The organism is Uliginosibacterium sp. 31-16, assembly GCF_030730865.1.
GTDB lineage: Bacteria > Pseudomonadota > Gammaproteobacteria > Burkholderiales > Rhodocyclaceae > Uliginosibacterium.
Window position 1 is genome coordinate 939,377 of the sequence record NZ_JAVALZ010000001.1, and the last position, 18,044, is coordinate 957,420.

Below are 18,044 nucleotides of genomic sequence, written 5' to 3' on the forward strand. Positions count from 1 at the left end.
CGGCGGGCGGTTTTCCGGCAGGCCTGTCTGCGGACACAGGCGGGCAGCGGCTCGACAAAGGACACAAGGGGACACGCATGAACAGGTCGGGCACCGGTGGCATGCGGTACCATTACGGGTTCGCAAAACCTGTTCTGAAAGCCTGCCATGCGTCGCGATTGGGAAGTTGTCATCGGCCTGGAAACCCACGCCCAGCTCAACACCGCCTCCAAGATCTTCTCCGGAGCCAGCACCGCCTTCGGTGCCGAGCCCAATGTGCAGGCCTGCGCCGTGGATATCGCCCTGCCCGGCGTGTTGCCGGTATTGAACCGCGGCGCGGTCGAGCGCGCCATCCGGTTTGGCCTCGCCATCGGTGCCGAAGTGGCGCCGCGTTCGGTGTTTGCGCGCAAGAATTACTTCTACCCCGATCTGCCCAAGGGCTACCAGATCAGCCAGTTCGAGCTGCCGGTGGTGGTCGGCGGCGAGATCACGATCCAGGTTGGCGAAGGCGACAAGGCTTACGAAAAGGTCGTGCACCTGACCCGCGCCCACCTCGAGGAAGACGCCGGCAAGAGCCTGCACGAAGACTTCCACGGCCAGAGCGGCATCGACCTGAACCGCGCCGGCACGCCGCTGCTCGAAATCGTGACCGAGCCGGACATGTCCAGCTCCGCCGAAGCCGTGGCCTACGCCAAGGCACTCCACGCCCTCGTTCAGTGGATCGACATCTGCGACGGCAACATGCAGGAAGGCAGCTTCCGCTGCGACGCCAACGTCTCGGTGCGCCGCCCCGGCGAGCCGCTGGGTACGCGCCGCGAGATCAAGAACCTCAACAGCTTCCGCTTCCTGCAGCAGGCCATCGACTACGAAATCCAGTGGCAGATCGAGACCCTAGAAGACGGCGGCAAGATCCAGCAGGCCACCGTGCTCTTCGATCCGGATTCCGGCGAGACCCGCGTGATGCGCACCAAGGAAGATGCCCACGACTACCGCTACTTCCCCGACCCCGACCTGCTGCCGCTGGTGATTGGTGATGACTGGAAAGCTGCCGTGGCCGCCGCGATGCCGGAGCTGCCGGCGCAGCTCGCTGCGCGTTTCCAGAGCGAATACGGCCTGTCCGCGTATGACTCTGCGGGTCTTACCGCCAGCCGGGATACGGCGCTGTATTACGTCGAGGTGGTCAAGCTCGCCGGTGCCGCGCAAGCCAAGATTGCCGCCAACTGGGTGATGGGCGAGCTCGCCGCACGCCTGAACAAGGAAGAGAAAGGCGTGGCCGCCAGCCCCGTCTCCGCAGCCCAGCTCGCCGGGCTGATCGCGCGGATTGCCGACAACACCATCTCCAACAACATCGCCAAGAAGGTCTTCGAGGCGCTGTGGAATGGTGAAGGCGGCAGTGACGCAAATGCAGCCGACGAAGTCATCGAAAAGCAGGGTTTGAAACAGGTGACCGACGCCTCGGCCATCGAGCCGATCATCGACGAGGTGCTGGCGAACAACGCGCAGAACGTTGCCGAATACAAAGCCGGCAAGGAGAAGGCTTTCAACGCGCTGGTCGGTCAGGTCATGAAGGCCAGCAAGGGCAAGGCTTCACCCGCACAGGTGAATGAATTGCTGAAGAAGAAACTCGGCTAGGCCGGTACGCAGGGTCCGGCCTGCGTGTAGCGCGGGCCGGGGAGGTTCGCAGTCACGCAGGTAGCAGTTCCATGCCTTTCCAGTATGTTCGCCGCCTCACCGGGCGGAAGCGCAATGCCGACAGCAATCTGCATCTGGGCTTTGCGCTGGCATTCGTAGCTGGCGCGACCAATGCCGGCGGTTTTCTGGCCGTACGCCAATACACCTCGCACATGACCGGCATCGTCTCGTCGATGGCCGACAATCTGGCCCTGAGCCAGTACGGGCTGGTGCTGGACGGGCTGGGTGGGCTGATCTCCTTCCTGCTCGGGGCCGCGTGCTCGGCGGTGATGATCCATTACGCGCGCCGCGAACGCATGCACAGCGAGTTCGCCCTGCCTTTGCTGCTGGAGGCCGGCCTGCTGCTGTGCTTCGGTTTTCTCGGCGGCCAGATGGCCAGGATCGAAGGCCTCTTCGTACCGCTCACGGTGATGCTGCTGTGCTTCATCATGGGTCTGCAGAATGCGGTGATCACCAAGATCTCCAGCGCCGAGATCCGCACCACCCACATCACCGGCATGATCACCGACATCGGCATCGAGCTTGGCAAGCTGTTCTACTGGAACCGCCTGCACCTGAAGCAGCCCGCCGTGCTGGCCAACCGGCAGCGCCTGCGGGTGCTGATCCAGCTGGTGAGCTGCTTTTTCGTCGGTGGCCTGCTCGGCGCCCTGGGCTTCAAGAAGGTCGGCTACTCCTCGACGATCTGGCTCGCCCTGCTGCTGATCGTGCTGGCCGCGCTGCCTGTGGCGGATGATCTGCGCGCCTTCGTGCGCCGCAAACGCCGCGGTCAGTAGCCTCAAGCAGGCCATCCGCCAAGCGGCTTCCAGCCTTGCGCTGCAGACAGCCTGCCGCGAAAGCCGCGCAGATGTTGCCTGTGCAGGCAGGCATCCCGCGAAAGACCGCCACAAGCGGCTCTGCGAGCACCCATGAAAAAGCCCGGTCCTGTGTGCAGCAGGCCGGGCTTTTTGCTGACAGGTCAGACGTTCAGCGGCGGGCGCCGAACTTGTCGACGGCTTCCCACAGACCGTTCAGGTACACCGCACCCAGCGCACGGTCGTAGAGACCGTAGCCGGGCTTGCCGGTTTCGCCCCAGATCATGCGGCCGTGGTCCGGACGCACATAGCCGGTGAAGCCGACGTCGTGGTAAGCCTTGATGATCGCCGCCATGTCCAGCGAGCCGCAGTCCGAGCGGTGTGCGGTTTCCTCGAAGTCTCCATTGGCCGACACCTTGACGTTGCGCAGGTGCGCAAAGTGGATGCGACCCATGCCGCCAAATTCGCGCACCAGCGCTTCGACATTGTTTTCCGGGCCGGCACCGAGCGAACCGGAACACAGGGTCAGGCCGTTGGCCTTGGTGTCGACGATCTTCAGGATGCGCGCGAGGTCGTCGCGGTTCTTGACGATGCGCGGCAGGCCGAAGATCGGACGAGGCGGATCGTCCGGGTGAATCGCCATCTGGATGCCGACTTCCTCGGCAACCGGGATGATGGCCTTGAGGAAGTATTCCAGGTGCGACCACAGCTTCTCTTCGTCGATCTTGCTGTATTCGTTGAGCAGGGCCTTGAGTTCATCGGGCTTGTAGCTGGCATCCCAGCCGGGCAGCGAAATGCCCTTGGAGACGTCGATCTCTTCGACTTCCTGCGTCGAGAACGCCAGGGTGCTGGAACCATCGGCCAGCTTCTTGGCCAGCGTGGTGCGAGTCCAGTCGAAGACCGGCATGAAGTTGTAGCAGATCACCTTCAGACCACAGGCCGCCAGATTGCGGATGCTCTGCTGGTAGTTGGCGATCAGGCGGTCGCGCGTCGGCTTGCCGAGCTTGATATCTTCATGCACCGGCACGGATTCGATGACGTCGAAGGCCAGGCCGGCGGCTTCGATCTTCGCCTTGAGCGCCTGGATCTTGTCGACCGGCCACACTTCGCCAACCGGCACGTCATACACGGCCGAAACGATGCCATGCATGCCCGGGATCTGGCGGATGTAGTCGAGGGTGACGGGGTCGCTGTCGCCATACCAGCGGAAGGACATTTTCATCGTATATCTCCTTGGGTGGTTTTATCAGTGAGCCGCGCCGGCGTGCATGCGCTGCGGCACGCCCGGCATGGCCAGGGTTTGTTCGGGCAGGCCGTCCGGATTGACGCCCACCGGGCTGCAGACCCAGCGCATTGCAGCCTTGTTACGGGCAATATAGGCCCTCGCCCGCGCTTCCGAAGAAAAAGCGGCCAGCGGCTTGTCGCCCCATACGATCCAGATCTGCATCATCGTCGTGCGCTCCCGCTTTCAAACGCCGGAATAAGCCGAAAAACCGCCATCAACCGGCACGACGATGCCGTTCACGAAGCCCGAAGCCTCCTCGCAGGCCAGCCACAGCAGGGTGCCGGTCAGTTCGTTGGCTTCGCCGAAGCGCTTCATCGGCGTGTTGTTCAGAATCTTGCCAGCACGTGCGGTCGGCTCGCCAGTCGGGGAGAACAGCAAGGCGCGGTTCTGGTTGGTGACGAAGAAGCCCGGAGCGATGGCATTCACGCGCACGCCAACCGGCGCCAGATGCACTGCCAGCCACTGGGTAAAGTTGCTGACCGCAGCCTTGGCCGCGCTGTAAGCGGGGATCTTGGTCAGCGGGCGGAACGCATTCATCGACGAGATGTTGAGGATCGAACAGCCCTCGCGACCGATCATCTGCTTGGCGAAAACCTGCGAGGGCAGCAGGGTGCCGAGGAAGTTCAGGTCGAACACGAAGCGCATGCCTTCGGGGTCGAGCGTGAAGAAGGTCACCACCGCCGGGTCGGCTTCCGTGATGTCTTCCGGCAGCATGGCCTCACGCGTAGTCGTGCCCTTGGGGTGATTGCCGCCAGCACCGTTGATCAGCAGATCACAGGGGCCGAGCCGGCTCAGCACTTCGGCGGCAGCCTGTTCCAGCGAGGCACGCTCCAGCACATTGGCCGCCAGGCCGATCGCTTCGCCGCCGGCCGTGCGGATTTCGGCGGCTACGGCTTCGGCAGCCTCCAGCTTCAGGTCCACGATGGCAATGCGGGCACCGCTGGCCGCCAGGGCGCGGGCCATCTCGGCACACAGCACGCCGCCGCCGCCGGTGACGACGGCCACCTTGCCGGAAAGATCTACGGAAAAAGCTTGTTGCATGATCGGGTCTCCTCGACTTTGTAAATGTTGTCAGCGGAGTCAGGACCCGACTGGAACGGGCCATGAGCTATGCGCTGGATGAGTTCAGCATCGCGCAGGATCTTCATACCGTCCAATTCAAAATAAGTTTTCCTTGATACCTTTTGAGTATGGCAATAAGGAACTCGCCTTAACGCCTGTTCACGAGCTCTCCCAGGCGTTCGTGCCGGGTGCGCACGCAGCGTGACATCAAGGCCTGGCACCGCTTGCCCTGCCCCTGATACGCGGCAAAGCCGGGCACCCGGGTCGAAAGGGTCTGGCGGAGTTTGTCGTGGCTTCCGGGGCTGAAGAGCGTGAGCCGCCCTTCAGGACGGCATGCCGGCCGCGTGCTGTGCGCGGAACGCCCGCACAGTATCGAGCAAGGCCGCCAGCAGCGGGCTGGATTCATCGCGGCGGTACGCGCAGTGCAGCAGCACCCGCGCCTCCACCTCGCCCGCCAACGGGCGATAGACAACATTGGGTAATTGCAGGCTGCGTACCGAATCAGGCACCAGCGCCGTACCGAAGCCGCCGGCCACCATCACGGCGGCGGAAATCATGTCGGCAGCTTTCTGCAGGGTGTGCGGCTCGAAGCCATGATGGAGGAAGAGCGCGCGGGTGGCCGTGAACACGCTGGAGTCCTGCTCGCCGATCAGCAACTCGTTACGCAACTGCTCGACCCCGACCTGTTCCTGCGCAGCCAGCGGATGGCGCGTGTTCAGGGCCACGTAGACGGCTTCGGCACACACCGTCTCGACACACAGCTCGGGCGTTTCCGGCAGGTAACGGTCAAATGCGATCATGATCCGGCCGCGATGCAGCGCTTCGATCTGCGGCCCCTTGGCCGCGCTGTGCAGGGCCAGCTCCACGCCCGGGTGACTGGCCGAAAAACTGTTGAGGATCTGCGGCACGATGCTCAGCATCGCCGAGCCGAACACGCCGATGTCGATCCGCCCGATCTGGCCCTTGCCTGCCCGCCGCGCCTGCTCGCTGGCCAGCTCCATGCTGGAAGCGATATGCCGGGCATGTTCCAGAAAGGTCCTGCCGGCATCGGTCAGCTCCACCCCCCAGGGCGTGCGCTTGAACAGGGCCACGCCCATCTGCTCTTCGAGCGCCTGGATCTGCCGCGTCAAGGGCGGCTGCGAGAGATGCAGCCGCGCGGCGGCCCGGCTGATGTTGCGCTCCTCGGCCACTGCGATGAAATACTTCAACTGCCGGATTTCCATCCTGAAGCCCTCTGCCTGAGCGATTGAACGGACGCAAGCTTACACCTGCCAGCCGCTCGCCCGGCGCTGCCTGCCCGGCTTGCCCCGCGTGATGCCTGTACCGGACAATGCCGGCATGAATCCCGTCATCCTGCTCGTCGAAGACGAACCCGCGATTGCCGACACCCTCGCGTGGACGCTGAAGAATGAAGGCTTCGCGCCCTGCCACGTCAGCACCGGCGCCGCCGCGCTGGAACGCCTGGCGCAGGGTGGTGTGGCGGTCGCGGTGCTGGATGTCGGCCTGCCGGATCTTTCCGGCTTCGAGGTCTGCCGGCGAATCCGCACGCAGGACGCCGCCCTGCCGGTGATGTTCCTGACCGCGCGCAGTGAAGAGATCGACCGCGTGCTCGGCTTCGAGATCGGTGCCGACGACTACGTCGCCAAACCCTTCAGCCCGCGCGAAGTCGTCGCCCGCCTGCGCGTGATGCTGCGCCGTACCGGCGCGCTGGCCGCTCCTACCCAGCTCTCACCGGGCCTGCTGCTCGACGAAGCCGGCGCACGCGTCCTGCATGCCAACGCCCCGCTACCCTTGACGCGTTATGAATACCTGCTGCTGCGCCACCTGCTCAAGCAGCCGGGGCGCATCTTCTCGCGCGACCAGCTGCTCGACGCGGTGTGGGGACAGGACAGCGAAAGCACCGACCGCACCGTCGACACCCACATCAAGACCCTGCGCGCCAAGCTGCGTGCGGTGGCGCCAGAACTCGACCCGATCCAGACCCACCGCGGCATGGGCTACTCGCTGGTGGCGGGATGAAGATTTGCGATAGCCCTGCAGCACCTTGGCTATGGTGTTCGCAGCTCCGCAAATTACCGTTCATGCCGAGTGACTGGCAGCGCCAGTTGTATCGAGGCAGGGGCCCCGCCCTCGATACACGCCTTCGGCGCACTCGGGCCGAACGGTTTGCAAGCTGTTTCGAACCAGGTCAAAAATCATGAACCTCCCCCTGCGCATCCTCCTTGGGTATTTCCTGATCGTCGGGCTGGCGGCCTTCTTCGTGTTGCGCATCTTCGTTGGCGAAGTGCAGCCCAGCGTGCGCGAGACCATCGAGGAAACCATGGTCGATTCGGCCAACCTCCTCGCCGCGATGGCGGTGGATGATCTGCGCGCCGGACGCATCGGCGACGGCGCCTTTGCCCAGCACATCGCCGAATACCGCCAGCGCGGCATCAACGCGCCGATCTGGCATTTCCGCAAGACCACCCTGGATTTCCGCGTCACCATCACCGATGCTCAGGGCATCGTGCGCTACGACTCCGATAACCGCGCGGTAGGCGCTGACCATTCGCGCTGGAACGATGTGTACCGCACCCTGCGCGGCGAATACGGCGCCCGTTCAACGCGTGACGATCCAGACGACGACGCCAGTTCCGTCTTCTACGTCGCCGCACCGGTGCGTGATGGTGAGCGCATCATCGGCGTGCTCACCCTGGCCAAGCCCGTGCGCACCGTGCAGCCCATCATCGAGCGTAGCGAGCAGACCATCGTGCGCAACGGCGTCTGGCTGCTCGGCGGCTCGGCGCTGATCGGCCTGCTCGTCACCCTGTGGCTCACCGGCTCGATCCGCCGCCTGCGCAATTACGCCCGCGCCGTCGCCGCAGGCGAAGCCGCCACGCCCCCCACGGGCGGTGGGCAGGAACTCTCGGACCTGGCCCGTGCCATGGACGCCATGCGTCAGAAGCTCGAAGGCAAGCAGTATGTTGAGCAGACCGTTCAGGCGCTGACCCACGAACTGAAGAGCCCGCTCGCCGCGCTGCGCGGCGCCGGTGAAATCCTCGCCGAACCCGAGCTGCCCGTGGCCGAGCGCCAGCGCTTCGCCCGCCACGTGCAGGAGCAAGGCGCCCGCATGTTGGCCTGCGTGGAGCGCATGCTCTCACTCTCGAAACTCGAAGCCGGACGCGGCCTCGGCGAAGCGGAAACGATCGACACCGGCGAACTCATCGCCGACCTGCTGCGCGTGCGCCAGGCCCGCGCCGATGCAGCCGGCATCCGCTTCGAGGACTGCGTGCCGGAGGCCGGCATCACGCTGCGCGGCGACCGCGAACGCCTGCTGCTGGCGCTCGGCAACCTGCTCGATAACGCGCTGGACCACGCCCCGACCGCCAGCACGATCAGCCTCGCCCTGCAGCAGGCCGACGGCCAGCTCGTCTTCAGCATCCGCGATCAGGGCCCGGGCATTCCGGACTACGCCCTGCCGCACCTCTTCGAGCGCTTCTACGGCCTGCCCCGCCCCGATGGCAGCAAGGGCTCCGGCCTGGGTCTCGCCATCGCCCAGGAAGTCGCCCGCCTGCACGGAGGCAGCGTCCGCCTCGCCAATCATGCCGCGGGTGGCGTGGAGGCTTGCTTACGGATTACAGTAAATTGATCGCTCTATCGGATCGAATGCTGTATGAGTACAATCAGCCAGAGGCAGACCGTCGAGATTGACACTCAAAATCCGTCGTTCGTTACTGCTGCTTTTTCTGCCGATTTAGTAGAACGAAAGTTATACGGTAGTCGCTCTAAAACGCATGCCTGGAGCCATTCCATGGCCGGATTGACATGGCAGGTTATGCAGCAATCCGGAAAGTTGTGGCGCAATTTTGCTGTTCAAATTTATCGTTGGGCGTCTGGAGAGAGGCGTGGCTAACAAGATTCCAAATTCAGTCATTGGCGCAGTCGCTTCTGTAATCGGCGCGTACTACTACAGTCATTCAACGCTGAACTCGCTCTTCATGGAAAGCGGGGCACCTGGTGACGTGCCTGCCGGAAACTGCGAGACGAAGTGCTCCCTCTGGCTTCGGCAATGCAATGAAGATCCAACAGTGGATGCGTTGGCAGTGCTCGGCCAAGTCATTCAAAAGTTCATGGAAGAACCAAACGACTGGAGCTCTGAGATCGCTGATGGTCAAAAACGAATCCGTGAGAGTCTCGCGAAGAACCAACTCACGTATCAAGTAAATGGCTACGTCGGGCTTGCTGGCGCAAGCCTCGCCGCCAAAACGCTTGCCGACTTCCTTCGAGCTGGCGACTACACTTCTGTCGAAGCAGAGTTTGAGCGAGCAATTGGGCAGCTTGAGCGTGATCCTCATGCGGCCATCACTGCCGCTTGCTCAATCATTGAGGCAACCTGCAAAACCTACATCGAGACGTTCGCCCTTGAACTGCCGACCAATCAAACAGTAACGCCTCTTTGGCGCACTGTGCAGAGTCACCTAGGTCTCAACCTGGACCCAACGCTACGAGACGATCAAAAGAGAATTCTTCAGGGTTTGGCCTCCATTGTCGATGGTGTCGGCGCGTATCGAACGCATATTGGCTCAGCGCATGGTCGAGGAGTAAGCCCACCGTCACTGGAGGTGTCGGAGGCGCGCCTCGCAGTGAACGCATCACATTCGTTGGTCATATTCATCATGGAGCGTTGGCATTCAGCGCAGACGCCCAACCCTTCGTTCCAGCGGACTGCCTTCGGCAGCCGCTGAACTCAAACGTTAAAACATCCGCTCCCGCAAAAAATGACAGTCCGCACCGGGTCGTTATGAGGCAGATATAGCGACCGAAAGTCGCCTGTTATGATCCGCGCCACCCGACCCGATTCCGCCATGAGGCCATGAGCAAGCCAAGCAGTTCATCCAGTCCAGCGACAATCCCCGGCATCGAGATCCGCCGTGCCGGCGAGGCCGATGTGGCCGGTATTCATCGGCTGATGACAGCAAATCTCGCGGCGAATGGTGGCTGCCTGTCGGCGAGTTTTTCGCCGGAGCAGATCGTGGCGATGCTGCAGACCGCGCCCATGCTGGTCGCCCACCGCGAAACTGAAGTCGTCGGTTTCCTGATGACGGGCTCGCGTGCGGCCAGTGGCGAGGTTCCCGTTCTGCGGGCGATGCTCGAGGCCTATCCGGGCGCCGAGGATGCCTATGTGTATGGCCCGGTTTGCGTCGCGGCGGATGTGCGGGGGCAAGGACTGGCGCAGACGATGTTTGCCGAGCTGCGCCGCCATCTTCCGGGTCGCGAGGGCATTCTCTTTGTGCGCCGGGACAATGCGGCATCGCTGCGCGCGCATGCGAAGATGGGCATGCGCGAGGTGGCGGAATTCAGCTTCCGGGATGCCGGCCACGTGGTATTCGCGTACCGTGGATAAACCGCGTACGGCGCAATGATAAGCAGGGCGCACTGAGCGTAGCGAACTGCGCCGCACGTCAAAACCTCAAACAACAAATCCAGAGTTTTTCGTGACCGGGCCGGAACCAGAATTGCCGTGTGGCGGGAATTCTTTCGGCGCAGTTCGCTGCGTTCAGTGCGCCCTACTCTCTGGATCCCGGCCTTCGCCGGGATGACGTCAATCGTTCTTCACGTTGCCGGATCATATGAGACAGGGGAAATTCCAGTTCGCAATTGAGCCGAAACGCGAAGACGAGCCGCAGACGGTGCTGTAGCACGGCAAGGCGAAGTCGACAAAGTGTCGGTTCTATTGCGGATTGGAATACTTCACCCCCGCTTCACACAGCCCTCATCGGCTCCTCAAAGTGAAATCGCATCCTGATGGCGTGTTCAACCCTCAGGGAGATTTTCATGCGCAGTTTTCTTTTCAAGATGCTGATGATCAGCGTGCTGGCGGTACTGCTGTTCGTGGCCGGGACGATGGTGCGGGGCGTGGTGGCGGATCGGATGATGAACCGCGATGTCGCGCGCCAGTCGATCAGCGAGAGCCTGGCAGAAAGCCAGACGCTGGCAGGCGTGGTGCTGCGCGTGCAGTACTCCGAGCACTGGCTGCAGCCGGTGGCGGACAAGGAAGGACGGGTGCTGCGTCAGGAGGCACGCAGCACCCGCCACGAGATGCTGGTGTTGCCGGAGACGCTGGCACTGGATGGCAGCCTGATCAGTGACCCGCGCCGGCGCGGCATTTTTCACATCAATGCCTATGTGTTGAGCGGACGACTGGCCGGCACATTGAAAATGCCGAAAGTGGATGAGCTGTCACACAGTCAGCCGGATTCCACGCTGCGCATCGAGAGTGCCGATGCGGTGCTGGCCGTGAGCGACCCGCGTGGCCTGCGCAAGCTGGCGCTGAAGCTGGACGGGCACGAGCTGGCGCTGGAGCCGGGCACCGGGCTGGCACCGTTGCGCAGCGGAGCCCATGCTGAAGTGCCGGAGGCAGACAAGCTGGCGGGCAAGACGCTGGCTTTCGAGATGCCACTGGATCTGGCCGGTACGGATTCGTTCAGCATGGTGCCGCTGGCACGTGATACGAGTGCGAGCCTGACTTCGCGCTGGCCGCACCCCTCTTTTGGCGGGCGTTTCCTGCCGGAGTCGCGCACCATCAGCGACACGGGTTTCGAGGCGCAATGGCACGTCAGTGCGCTGGCTTCGAACGCACGCCAGAACTGGCCGGAGGGCGCGAGCTCGCGTTCGGTGGATGCGTTCTCGGTGAGTCTGGTAGACCCGGTGGATATCTATTCGATGTCGGACCGCGCAACGAAATATGCCGAGCTGTTCATCGCGCTGACGCTGGGTGCCTTCCTGCTCTTCGAGCTGCTGCGCCGCCTGAACCTGCACCCGATGAACTACCTGCTGATCAGCGCCTCGCTGCTGATCTTCTTTCTGATGCTGCTGTCGCTCTCCGAGCAGATCGGTTTCGGCCTGGCCTACCTCTCGGCGGCGAGCGCCTGCGTGTTGCTGATCGGCTTCTACAGCGCGCATCTGTTGCGCAGCCTGTGGCTGGCGACCGGTTTCACGCTGGGGCTGGGCGCGCTGTACGGGGCGCTGTACGTGATCCTGCTTTCTGAACAGAACGCTTTGCTGATGGGCAGCCTGTTGATCTTCGCCCTGCTCGCCAGTGTGATGGTCGGCACCCGCAAGGTGGACTGGAATGCTCTGTTGGCGGTGCGTAGCGAAGTGAAGCCGCTCGACTGAGCATCGTGGCACCCCGCGCGGGGCGGACTTCTTCAGGCAGGCATGCTGGAGAAGCCCGCCCCGTGCGGCTTTTCAGGCCATGCCCGCAGAAAGACGCGCGGCAGTTCATGCCTTCCCGATGGGGCTGCCGGGCGGCCGGGGCAGATTTATCCTCTTGCGGTGTTCGGCAAGCCATGCCGATTGATGCGAGGACATCATGGACAGCCTGTATTACCAGCCCTCCGGCAAACTGCCGGTCAAGACCCTGCCCGCCTTCCTGCTGACCGCCGCGTGCGCCGTGCCGCTGGGCTGGCTGTACGCCTGGCTGATCTGGCATATCCCGCTCGTCTACATCAATTTCCTGATCACGCTGGGCTTTGGTGGTGCCATGGCGGTGGCAATGATGATGGCGCTGGATCACGGCCATTGCCGCAATCCGCTGCTCGCCACGCTGGGCGGACTCGCTGTCGGCCTGCTGGGCTGGTATGCGCAGTGGGCCGCCTGGCTGGGTTTCGTGCTGGCGGATTCGGGGCTGGCGCCGGGCTGGCTGGATCTGCTGAGCCGGCCACACGCCGTGTGGGATCTGGCCTGGCGGGTGAATGAAACCGGGGCGTGGTCGCTGCGCAATTCGAGCGAGGCGGTCTCCGGCATCTGGCTGGACATCGTGTGGGGTGTTGAAGCGCTGATCCTGCTCGGCCTGCCCATGTTCGGTGCGCGCAGCCAGGCCACCACGCCATTTTCGGAGACCGCCGGGCTGTGGTTCGAGAAAGTCGAACTGAGCCGCAAATACACCTGGGTCGGCGATGTGCAGGCTTTCGTCAGCCAGCTTGAAAGCACGCCAGGCCTGCTGCGCGACATGCTGCAGCACGCGCCCGAAGCCGATGCCAGCCGCTATGCGCTGGCCAGCGTGTATCAGTGCCCCGGCGATCCGCATGCCTACTTCAATCTCGACAACGTGGAAGTCAGCATCAAGGACGGCAAGGAGAAAACCAGCCGCAGCACGGTAATCGCGGCGTTCCGCATCAACGCGGAGCTGGCAGGCAAACTGGCCTGACAGGGTGCCTGCAAAGCGGCTTGTGGCCTGCGTCTGCAGGCAGTCAGGCTGCAGACGCGCGCAGGGCAAGCGTTTTCAGACTACCCCCTTGAAGATCCTTGCTGTATGCGGCTTTGCGGCGTGTCATGCAGAGAGCTGGGCGATGCTGCGCTGCAGGCGTGCCTTGCTCTCCGACAGGTGCATGCGCAGTGCAGCGCGGGCCGCTTCCGGGTCCTGACACTCGATGGCGTAGCAGATCTGCTCGTGTTCGCGCTGCACGCGCGCCAGGTAATCGGGCATCGGCACGCTGTCCAGACGCACTGACTGCAGCCGCGCCCGCGGAATCAGCAGCTCGCCGACGTAATTGAAGAGATTCAGGAAGTGCGCGTTGCCAGCCGCCTCGGCCATGCTGCGGTGGAACTTCATGTCGGCCTGCACCGCATCCTCGCCGCGCGCAATGGCTTCGTTCATCTCGGCCAGCGCGGCTTTCATCGCGGCCAGTTGCTCGGGCGTGCGGCGCTGCGCGGCGAGCACTGCCGCTTCGGATTCCAGCGCGATGCGCAATTCGAGCACCGCAACCATCTCCTGCACCGCCGAGAGCCCGGCAGTGTCGATCTGGAAGCCATCCGTTTTGTCCTGCTGCATGACGAACGCGCCCACGCCCTGCCGGGTCGACACACGGCCGTTGGCACGCAGGTTGGCAATCGTCTCGCGCACCACGGTGCGGCTGACGCCGAACTCCGCAATCATTTCCTGTTCGCTCGGCAGACGTGTACCGACTGCGTACTGACCTGACGCGATGCGCTCGGCCAGCGTGCGCGTCAGCTGGCCAGTCAGGGTTTCCTTGCGTCGTATTTTCTGCATGCGCTGCTCCTACCGGTCTTCAAGCAGACCACTTGTATGATGACTAGAGCGTTTATGTGCATAAACTGCTGCCACTTGTTTCTTATCATATCAATGGAATACGCGGCTGACCAGTATGAAGCCGCAGCACAAGCGCTCTCAGGCAAGCCTTGAATCACTTTAACAGCCGGATTTTAGGGGTTTACACCTAAGGGTTCGGCTTGTTTGACAGTTTTCGTTCCGCTTCACTAAGATTCATCTCAACTCGTATGACGACTGACGAGCAAGACAGTCGAAACAAACCCGGTTGAGGAGCATTCCATGAAGATTGAAAGCCTGCGCGGCACCGTATTCACCTACCCCACCCGCCGCTCGGTCGACAGTGCTGGCCATTCCCATCCGGGGCCGGAGAAAGACGCGAAGATGGCCATGCTGACCATCACCTGCGACGACGGCAGCGAAGGCCACGCCTTCGGCCCGGTGGAGGTGATCCGCAAGCACGTGCTGGATGCTTTCTTCCGCAAGGTCATGGTGGGGGCCGACCCCTTCATGCGTGAACAGATCTGGCAGGACCTCGCCCACTGGCAGCGCGGCAGTGCCGGCCAGCTCACTGACCGGGCGATGGCCGTGGCGGATCAGGCACTGTGGGATCTGGCCGGACGCAAGCTGGGTCAGCCGGTCTACAAGCTGATCGGCGGCTACCGCGACAAGGTGCCGGCCTACGGCTCCACCATGTGTGGCGACGAACTGCCCGGCGGCCTGTCCACTCCCGAGGAATATGCGGCCTTCGCGCAGAAGCTGGTGGCGCGTGGCTACAAAGCGATCAAACTGCATACCTGGATGCCGCCGGTGGCCTTCGCACCGAGCGTCGAAATGGACATCAAATGCTGTGCCGCCGTGCGCGAAGCGGTCGGCCCGAACATTGATCTGATGCTCGACGGCTACCACTGGTACAGCCGCACCGAGGCACTGAAGATCGGCCGCGCCCTGGAGAAGCTGAACTTCGCCTGGTTCGAGGAGATGATGGACGAGCAGAGCATGTCGTCCTATGTGTGGCTGTCCGAACAGCTCGACATCCCCATCCTCGGCCCGGAGTACATGGGCGGCAAGCATCACACCCGTGCCGAATGGATCAAGTCTGGCGCTTCGGCGATCACCCGTGCCGGTGTGCCGGGCGTGGGCGGCATCACCCCGACCCTCAAGGTGGCCTACATGGCCGACGCCTTCGGCATGAACTGCGAGGTGCATGGCAACGGGGCCGCGAACCTTGCGGTATGTGCCGCGATCAAGAACTGCCAGTGGTACGAGCGCGGCCTGCTGCATCCTTTCCTTGAGTACGACGAAGTCCCCGCCTATCTCAACAGTCTGGCCGATCCGATGGATGCCGAGGGCTTTGTGCATCTGTCGCAGAAACCCGGTCTGGGCGAAGACATCAATTTCGACTACATCGCCGCCCATACCGTCAGCACCTATTGAAGCTGCACAGCCGCCCAATACACACGGAGGAGACCACCATGAAATTACCGTATCTGCTGGCTGCCTGTGCCCTGTCGATCGCCATGATCGGCAGCGCACAAGCCAAGACGCCAACCGATCAGCTGATCATCGGCATGAGCATGAACAACCTGCTGTCACTCGACCCGGCCGGCGCCACCGGAAACGACGTGGTCGAGGTCAACGCCAACATGTATGACTCGCTGGTCGAGCTGGATCCGGCCGACACCTACAAGATCCTGCCCGGCCTGGCCGAGAGCTGGAGCGTCGCGGCGGACAACCGCAGCATCACCTTCAAGATCCGCAAGGGCGTGAAATTCCACTCGGGCAACCCGCTGACCGCCGAGGACGCAGCCTGGTCCCTGCAACGCGTGCTCAAGCTGAACCTCGCACTGGCCTCGGTGTGGAAGGGCTATGGCTTCACGGCCGCCAATGTGGAACAGAACATCCGCGCGCTGGATGCCGAGACGCTGGTGCTGACACTGCCCGAGCCGACGGACCCGAAGCTGGTGGTCTACACCCTCGGTACCTCGGTGGGTGCGATGGTGCTGGATCGCAAGAAGGTGCTGGCCAACGAGAAAGACGGTGACATGGGCCGTGCCTGGCTCACCACCAACGAGGCGGGCTCTGGTCCGTTTGCGCTGAACGAGTGGCGCCAGAAGGATGTGCTGCTGATGACGCGCTACGACGGCTACTGGCGCAGCCCGGCCAAGCTCAAGCGGGTGGTGCTGCGTCACATGACCGAGTCGCAAACCCTGCGCCTGATGCTGGAGCGCGGTGACATCGATGTGGCCAACGGCATGTCGGTGCCGGATGTCGAAGCGATGAAGAAGAATCCGAACGTGGGCATCGAGGCCGTCAAGCGCGGCAACGTGTACTACGTGGCGGTCAGCGTGAAAGATGCGAAGTTCGCCGACAAGCGCGTGCGTCTGGCAATCCGCAACCTGATTGATTACGACGGCATCAACAAGACGGTGATGCCGAACTATGGCCTCTACCATCAGCGCCCGGTGCAGATGGGCCTGCCCGCCACCCTGCCCAACCCCGGCTACAAACTGGATGTGCCGGCGGCACGCAAGCTGCTGGCTGAAGCAGGCTTCCCGAACGGGTTCAAGACCACCATCCGCGTGCTCTCCGACCCGCCCTTCATCAACATCGCCACCAATCTGCAATCCACCCTGGCACTGGGCGGCATCGAAGCCAGCGTGATTCCGGGCACAGGCAATCAGGTGTACGGCGCAATGCGCGATCGCCAGTTCGAGATCATCGTTGGTCGTGGCGGTGGCGGCGCTGAACCGCATCCGCACAGCAGCCTGCGTTCGCTGGTCTACAACCCGGACAACCGGGATGAAGCCAAGCTGACCAACTTCCAGGGCTGGCGCACCTCCTTCATCAGTCCGGAAATCAACGCCCTGATCGAAAAGGCTGAAATCGAGCAGGACGAGAAGAAGCAGACCGCGATGTACCAGGAGATCCAGAAACTCTACGACCAGCAGGTTGGCGCAATCCAGCCGGTGTCGCAGATGGTGGATACCGTGGTGCTGCAAAAGGATGTGCGCAATTTCCACAGCCATCCGGCTTCGACCACGCGCTGGCGCGAGGTTTCCAAGCAGCGCTGAGTTCCTGACCCACCGTCATCCGGGCTGCGGCACGGATGACGGCCTCCTGTCGCAACGGAGCCTTTCATGTCGATATTCTTCCCTTCTGGCCGTTCTGCGCGCCGGCTGACCAGCTTCGGCCATCGCCTGGGCATCGTGGCGGTAACCCTGCTCGGTCTGCTGGCTCTGACTTTCTTCATCGGTCGTGTCATGCCGCTGGACCCGGTCCTGTCCATCGTCGGCTCGGATGCCGACCAGTCCACCTACGATCAGGTGTTCAAGCAACTCGGGCTGGACCAGCCGCTGTACACGCAGTTCGCCTACTACCTGCGCGATCTGCTGCATGGCGATCTGGGTCGTGCGCTGCTGACCGGCAATGCAGTCACCGCCGATATCGCCCGTGTCTTCCCCGCCACCATCGAACTGGCCACCATCGCCATCCTCTTCGGCACCTTCGTCGGTGTGCCGCTGGGCGTCTTCGCCGCCACCCGCAAAGGCCGCATGGGCGACCAGGTGGTGCGCGTGATCAGCCTGTGCGGTTACTCGGTGCCGGTGTTCTGGTTCGGCATGATGGGCCTGATCATCTTCTACGCCTGGCTGGACTGGGCCGGTGGCGCAGGGCGTGTCGATCTGGCCTTCGACGGTCTGGTGCAGAGCCGCACCGGCCTGCTGCTGGTGGACTCCGCCCTGGCCGGCGAGTGGGAAGTCTTCCACAGCGCCATCAAGCACATCACCCTGCCCGCCTGCATCCTCGGTCTGCATTCGATGGCCTACATCGCTCGCATGACGCGTTCATTCATGCTGGCGCAGCTGTCGCAGGAATACATCATCACTGCGCGGGTCAAGGGTCTCTCCGAACACGAGGTCATCTGGAATCACGCCTTCCGCAACATCCTCGTGCAACTGCTCACCATCGTCGCCCTGGCCTACGGTTCCCTGCTCGAAGGCGCAGTGCTGATCGAAACCGTGTTCGCCTGGCCCGGCTTCGGCAGCTACCTCACCAGCAGCTTGCTGCTTGGCGACATGAACGCCGTGATGGGTTGTGTGCTGCTCATCGGCATCATCTTCGTGACCCTCAACCTGATCGCAGACGCCCTGTACCAGGTCTTCGATCCACGTACTCGATAAGGCTG

15 protein-coding genes and 1 pseudogene are annotated in these 18,044 nt (G+C 63.0%); 11 read left to right on the top strand and 5 right to left on the bottom strand.

Going from position 1 to position 18,044, the window contains the following annotated elements:
* Nucleotides 1–147: 147 nt before the first annotated feature.
* Both gatB and Q9Q94_RS04420 read left to right on the top strand, forming a co-directional pair.
* On the top strand, nucleotides 148–1,611 hold the full coding sequence (gene gatB / locus Q9Q94_RS04415) for an Asp-tRNA(Asn)/Glu-tRNA(Gln) amidotransferase subunit GatB (protein ID WP_305978806.1): 1,464 nt from the start codon (nucleotides 148–150) through the stop codon (nucleotides 1,609–1,611).
* Between the two features lie 71 nt (nucleotides 1,612–1,682).
* A pseudogene (locus Q9Q94_RS04420) lies at nucleotides 1,683–2,411 on the top strand (YoaK family protein); the annotation flags it as partial.
* Nucleotides 2,412–2,634: 223 nt separating this feature from the next.
* Here Q9Q94_RS04420 and uxuA read toward each other — a convergent pair.
* The 4 genes from uxuA to Q9Q94_RS04440 form a co-directional block, all read right to left on the bottom strand.
* Nucleotides 2,635–3,684 carry a mannonate dehydratase gene (gene uxuA, locus Q9Q94_RS04425; protein ID WP_305978807.1) on the bottom strand — a complete coding sequence of 350 codons (1,050 nt, stop codon included), beginning with the start codon at nucleotides 3,682–3,684 and terminating at the stop codon, nucleotides 2,635–2,637.
* 24 nt (nucleotides 3,685–3,708) lie between these two features.
* Complete coding sequence (locus Q9Q94_RS04430) at nucleotides 3,709–3,912, bottom strand: hypothetical protein (protein ID WP_305978808.1); 204 nt, start codon at nucleotides 3,910–3,912, stop codon at nucleotides 3,709–3,711.
* Between the two features lie 18 nt (nucleotides 3,913–3,930).
* The gene (locus Q9Q94_RS04435) at nucleotides 3,931–4,788 is read right to left on the bottom strand and encodes an SDR family oxidoreductase (protein WP_305978809.1); all 858 of its coding nucleotides are present in this window, start codon (nucleotides 4,786–4,788) and stop codon (nucleotides 3,931–3,933) included.
* Between the two features lie 344 nt (nucleotides 4,789–5,132).
* Nucleotides 5,133–6,032 carry a LysR substrate-binding domain-containing protein gene (locus Q9Q94_RS04440; RefSeq protein ID WP_305978810.1) on the bottom strand — a complete coding sequence of 300 codons (900 nt, stop codon included), beginning with the start codon at nucleotides 6,030–6,032 and terminating at the stop codon, nucleotides 5,133–5,135.
* Nucleotides 6,033–6,147: 115 nt separating this feature from the next.
* Between Q9Q94_RS04440 and creB the strand changes: the two genes are divergently transcribed.
* From creB to Q9Q94_RS04470, 6 genes are all read left to right on the top strand, one after another.
* Nucleotides 6,148–6,828, top strand: a complete 681-nt coding sequence (gene creB, locus Q9Q94_RS04445) for a two-component system response regulator CreB (RefSeq protein WP_305978811.1) — start codon at nucleotides 6,148–6,150, stop codon at nucleotides 6,826–6,828.
* A gap of 178 nt (nucleotides 6,829–7,006) precedes the next feature.
* Nucleotides 7,007–8,437, top strand: a complete 1,431-nt coding sequence (gene creC / locus Q9Q94_RS04450) for a two-component system sensor histidine kinase CreC (RefSeq protein WP_305978812.1) — start codon at nucleotides 7,007–7,009, stop codon at nucleotides 8,435–8,437.
* A gap of 256 nt (nucleotides 8,438–8,693) precedes the next feature.
* Nucleotides 8,694–9,533, top strand: coding sequence for an abortive infection family protein (locus tag Q9Q94_RS04455; protein ID WP_305978813.1), 840 nt, complete (start codon nucleotides 8,694–8,696; stop codon nucleotides 9,531–9,533).
* 128 nt (nucleotides 9,534–9,661) lie between these two features.
* Nucleotides 9,662–10,192 carry a GNAT family N-acetyltransferase gene (locus Q9Q94_RS04460; protein WP_305978814.1) on the top strand — a complete coding sequence of 177 codons (531 nt, stop codon included), beginning with the start codon at nucleotides 9,662–9,664 and terminating at the stop codon, nucleotides 10,190–10,192.
* Between the two features lie 431 nt (nucleotides 10,193–10,623).
* Nucleotides 10,624–11,964, top strand: coding sequence for a cell envelope integrity protein CreD (creD, locus tag Q9Q94_RS04465; RefSeq protein WP_305978815.1), 1,341 nt, complete (start codon nucleotides 10,624–10,626; stop codon nucleotides 11,962–11,964).
* A 196-nt stretch (nucleotides 11,965–12,160) separates the two neighbouring features.
* Complete coding sequence (locus tag Q9Q94_RS04470) at nucleotides 12,161–12,997, top strand: hypothetical protein (RefSeq protein ID WP_305978816.1); 837 nt, start codon at nucleotides 12,161–12,163, stop codon at nucleotides 12,995–12,997.
* A 123-nt stretch (nucleotides 12,998–13,120) separates the two neighbouring features.
* Here Q9Q94_RS04470 and Q9Q94_RS04475 read toward each other — a convergent pair whose 3' ends face one another.
* Nucleotides 13,121–13,840 carry a FadR/GntR family transcriptional regulator gene (locus Q9Q94_RS04475; RefSeq protein ID WP_305978817.1) on the bottom strand — a complete coding sequence of 240 codons (720 nt, stop codon included), beginning with the start codon at nucleotides 13,838–13,840 and terminating at the stop codon, nucleotides 13,121–13,123.
* Between the two features lie 300 nt (nucleotides 13,841–14,140).
* On the opposite strand from Q9Q94_RS04475, the gene Q9Q94_RS04480 reads away from it, so the two are divergent.
* From Q9Q94_RS04480 to Q9Q94_RS04490, 3 genes are all read left to right on the top strand, one after another.
* Nucleotides 14,141–15,295, top strand: a complete 1,155-nt coding sequence (locus tag Q9Q94_RS04480; RefSeq protein ID WP_305978818.1) for a mandelate racemase family protein — start codon at nucleotides 14,141–14,143, stop codon at nucleotides 15,293–15,295.
* 38 nt (nucleotides 15,296–15,333) lie between these two features.
* Nucleotides 15,334–16,932 (top strand): ABC transporter substrate-binding protein, encoded by a 1,599-nt coding sequence (locus Q9Q94_RS04485; protein WP_305978819.1) that lies wholly within the window; start codon nucleotides 15,334–15,336, stop codon nucleotides 16,930–16,932.
* 66 nt (nucleotides 16,933–16,998) lie between these two features.
* Nucleotides 16,999–18,039 carry an ABC transporter permease gene (locus Q9Q94_RS04490; RefSeq protein WP_305978820.1) on the top strand — a complete coding sequence of 347 codons (1,041 nt, stop codon included), beginning with the start codon at nucleotides 16,999–17,001 and terminating at the stop codon, nucleotides 18,037–18,039.
* Nucleotides 18,040–18,044: the final 5 nt, after the last annotated feature.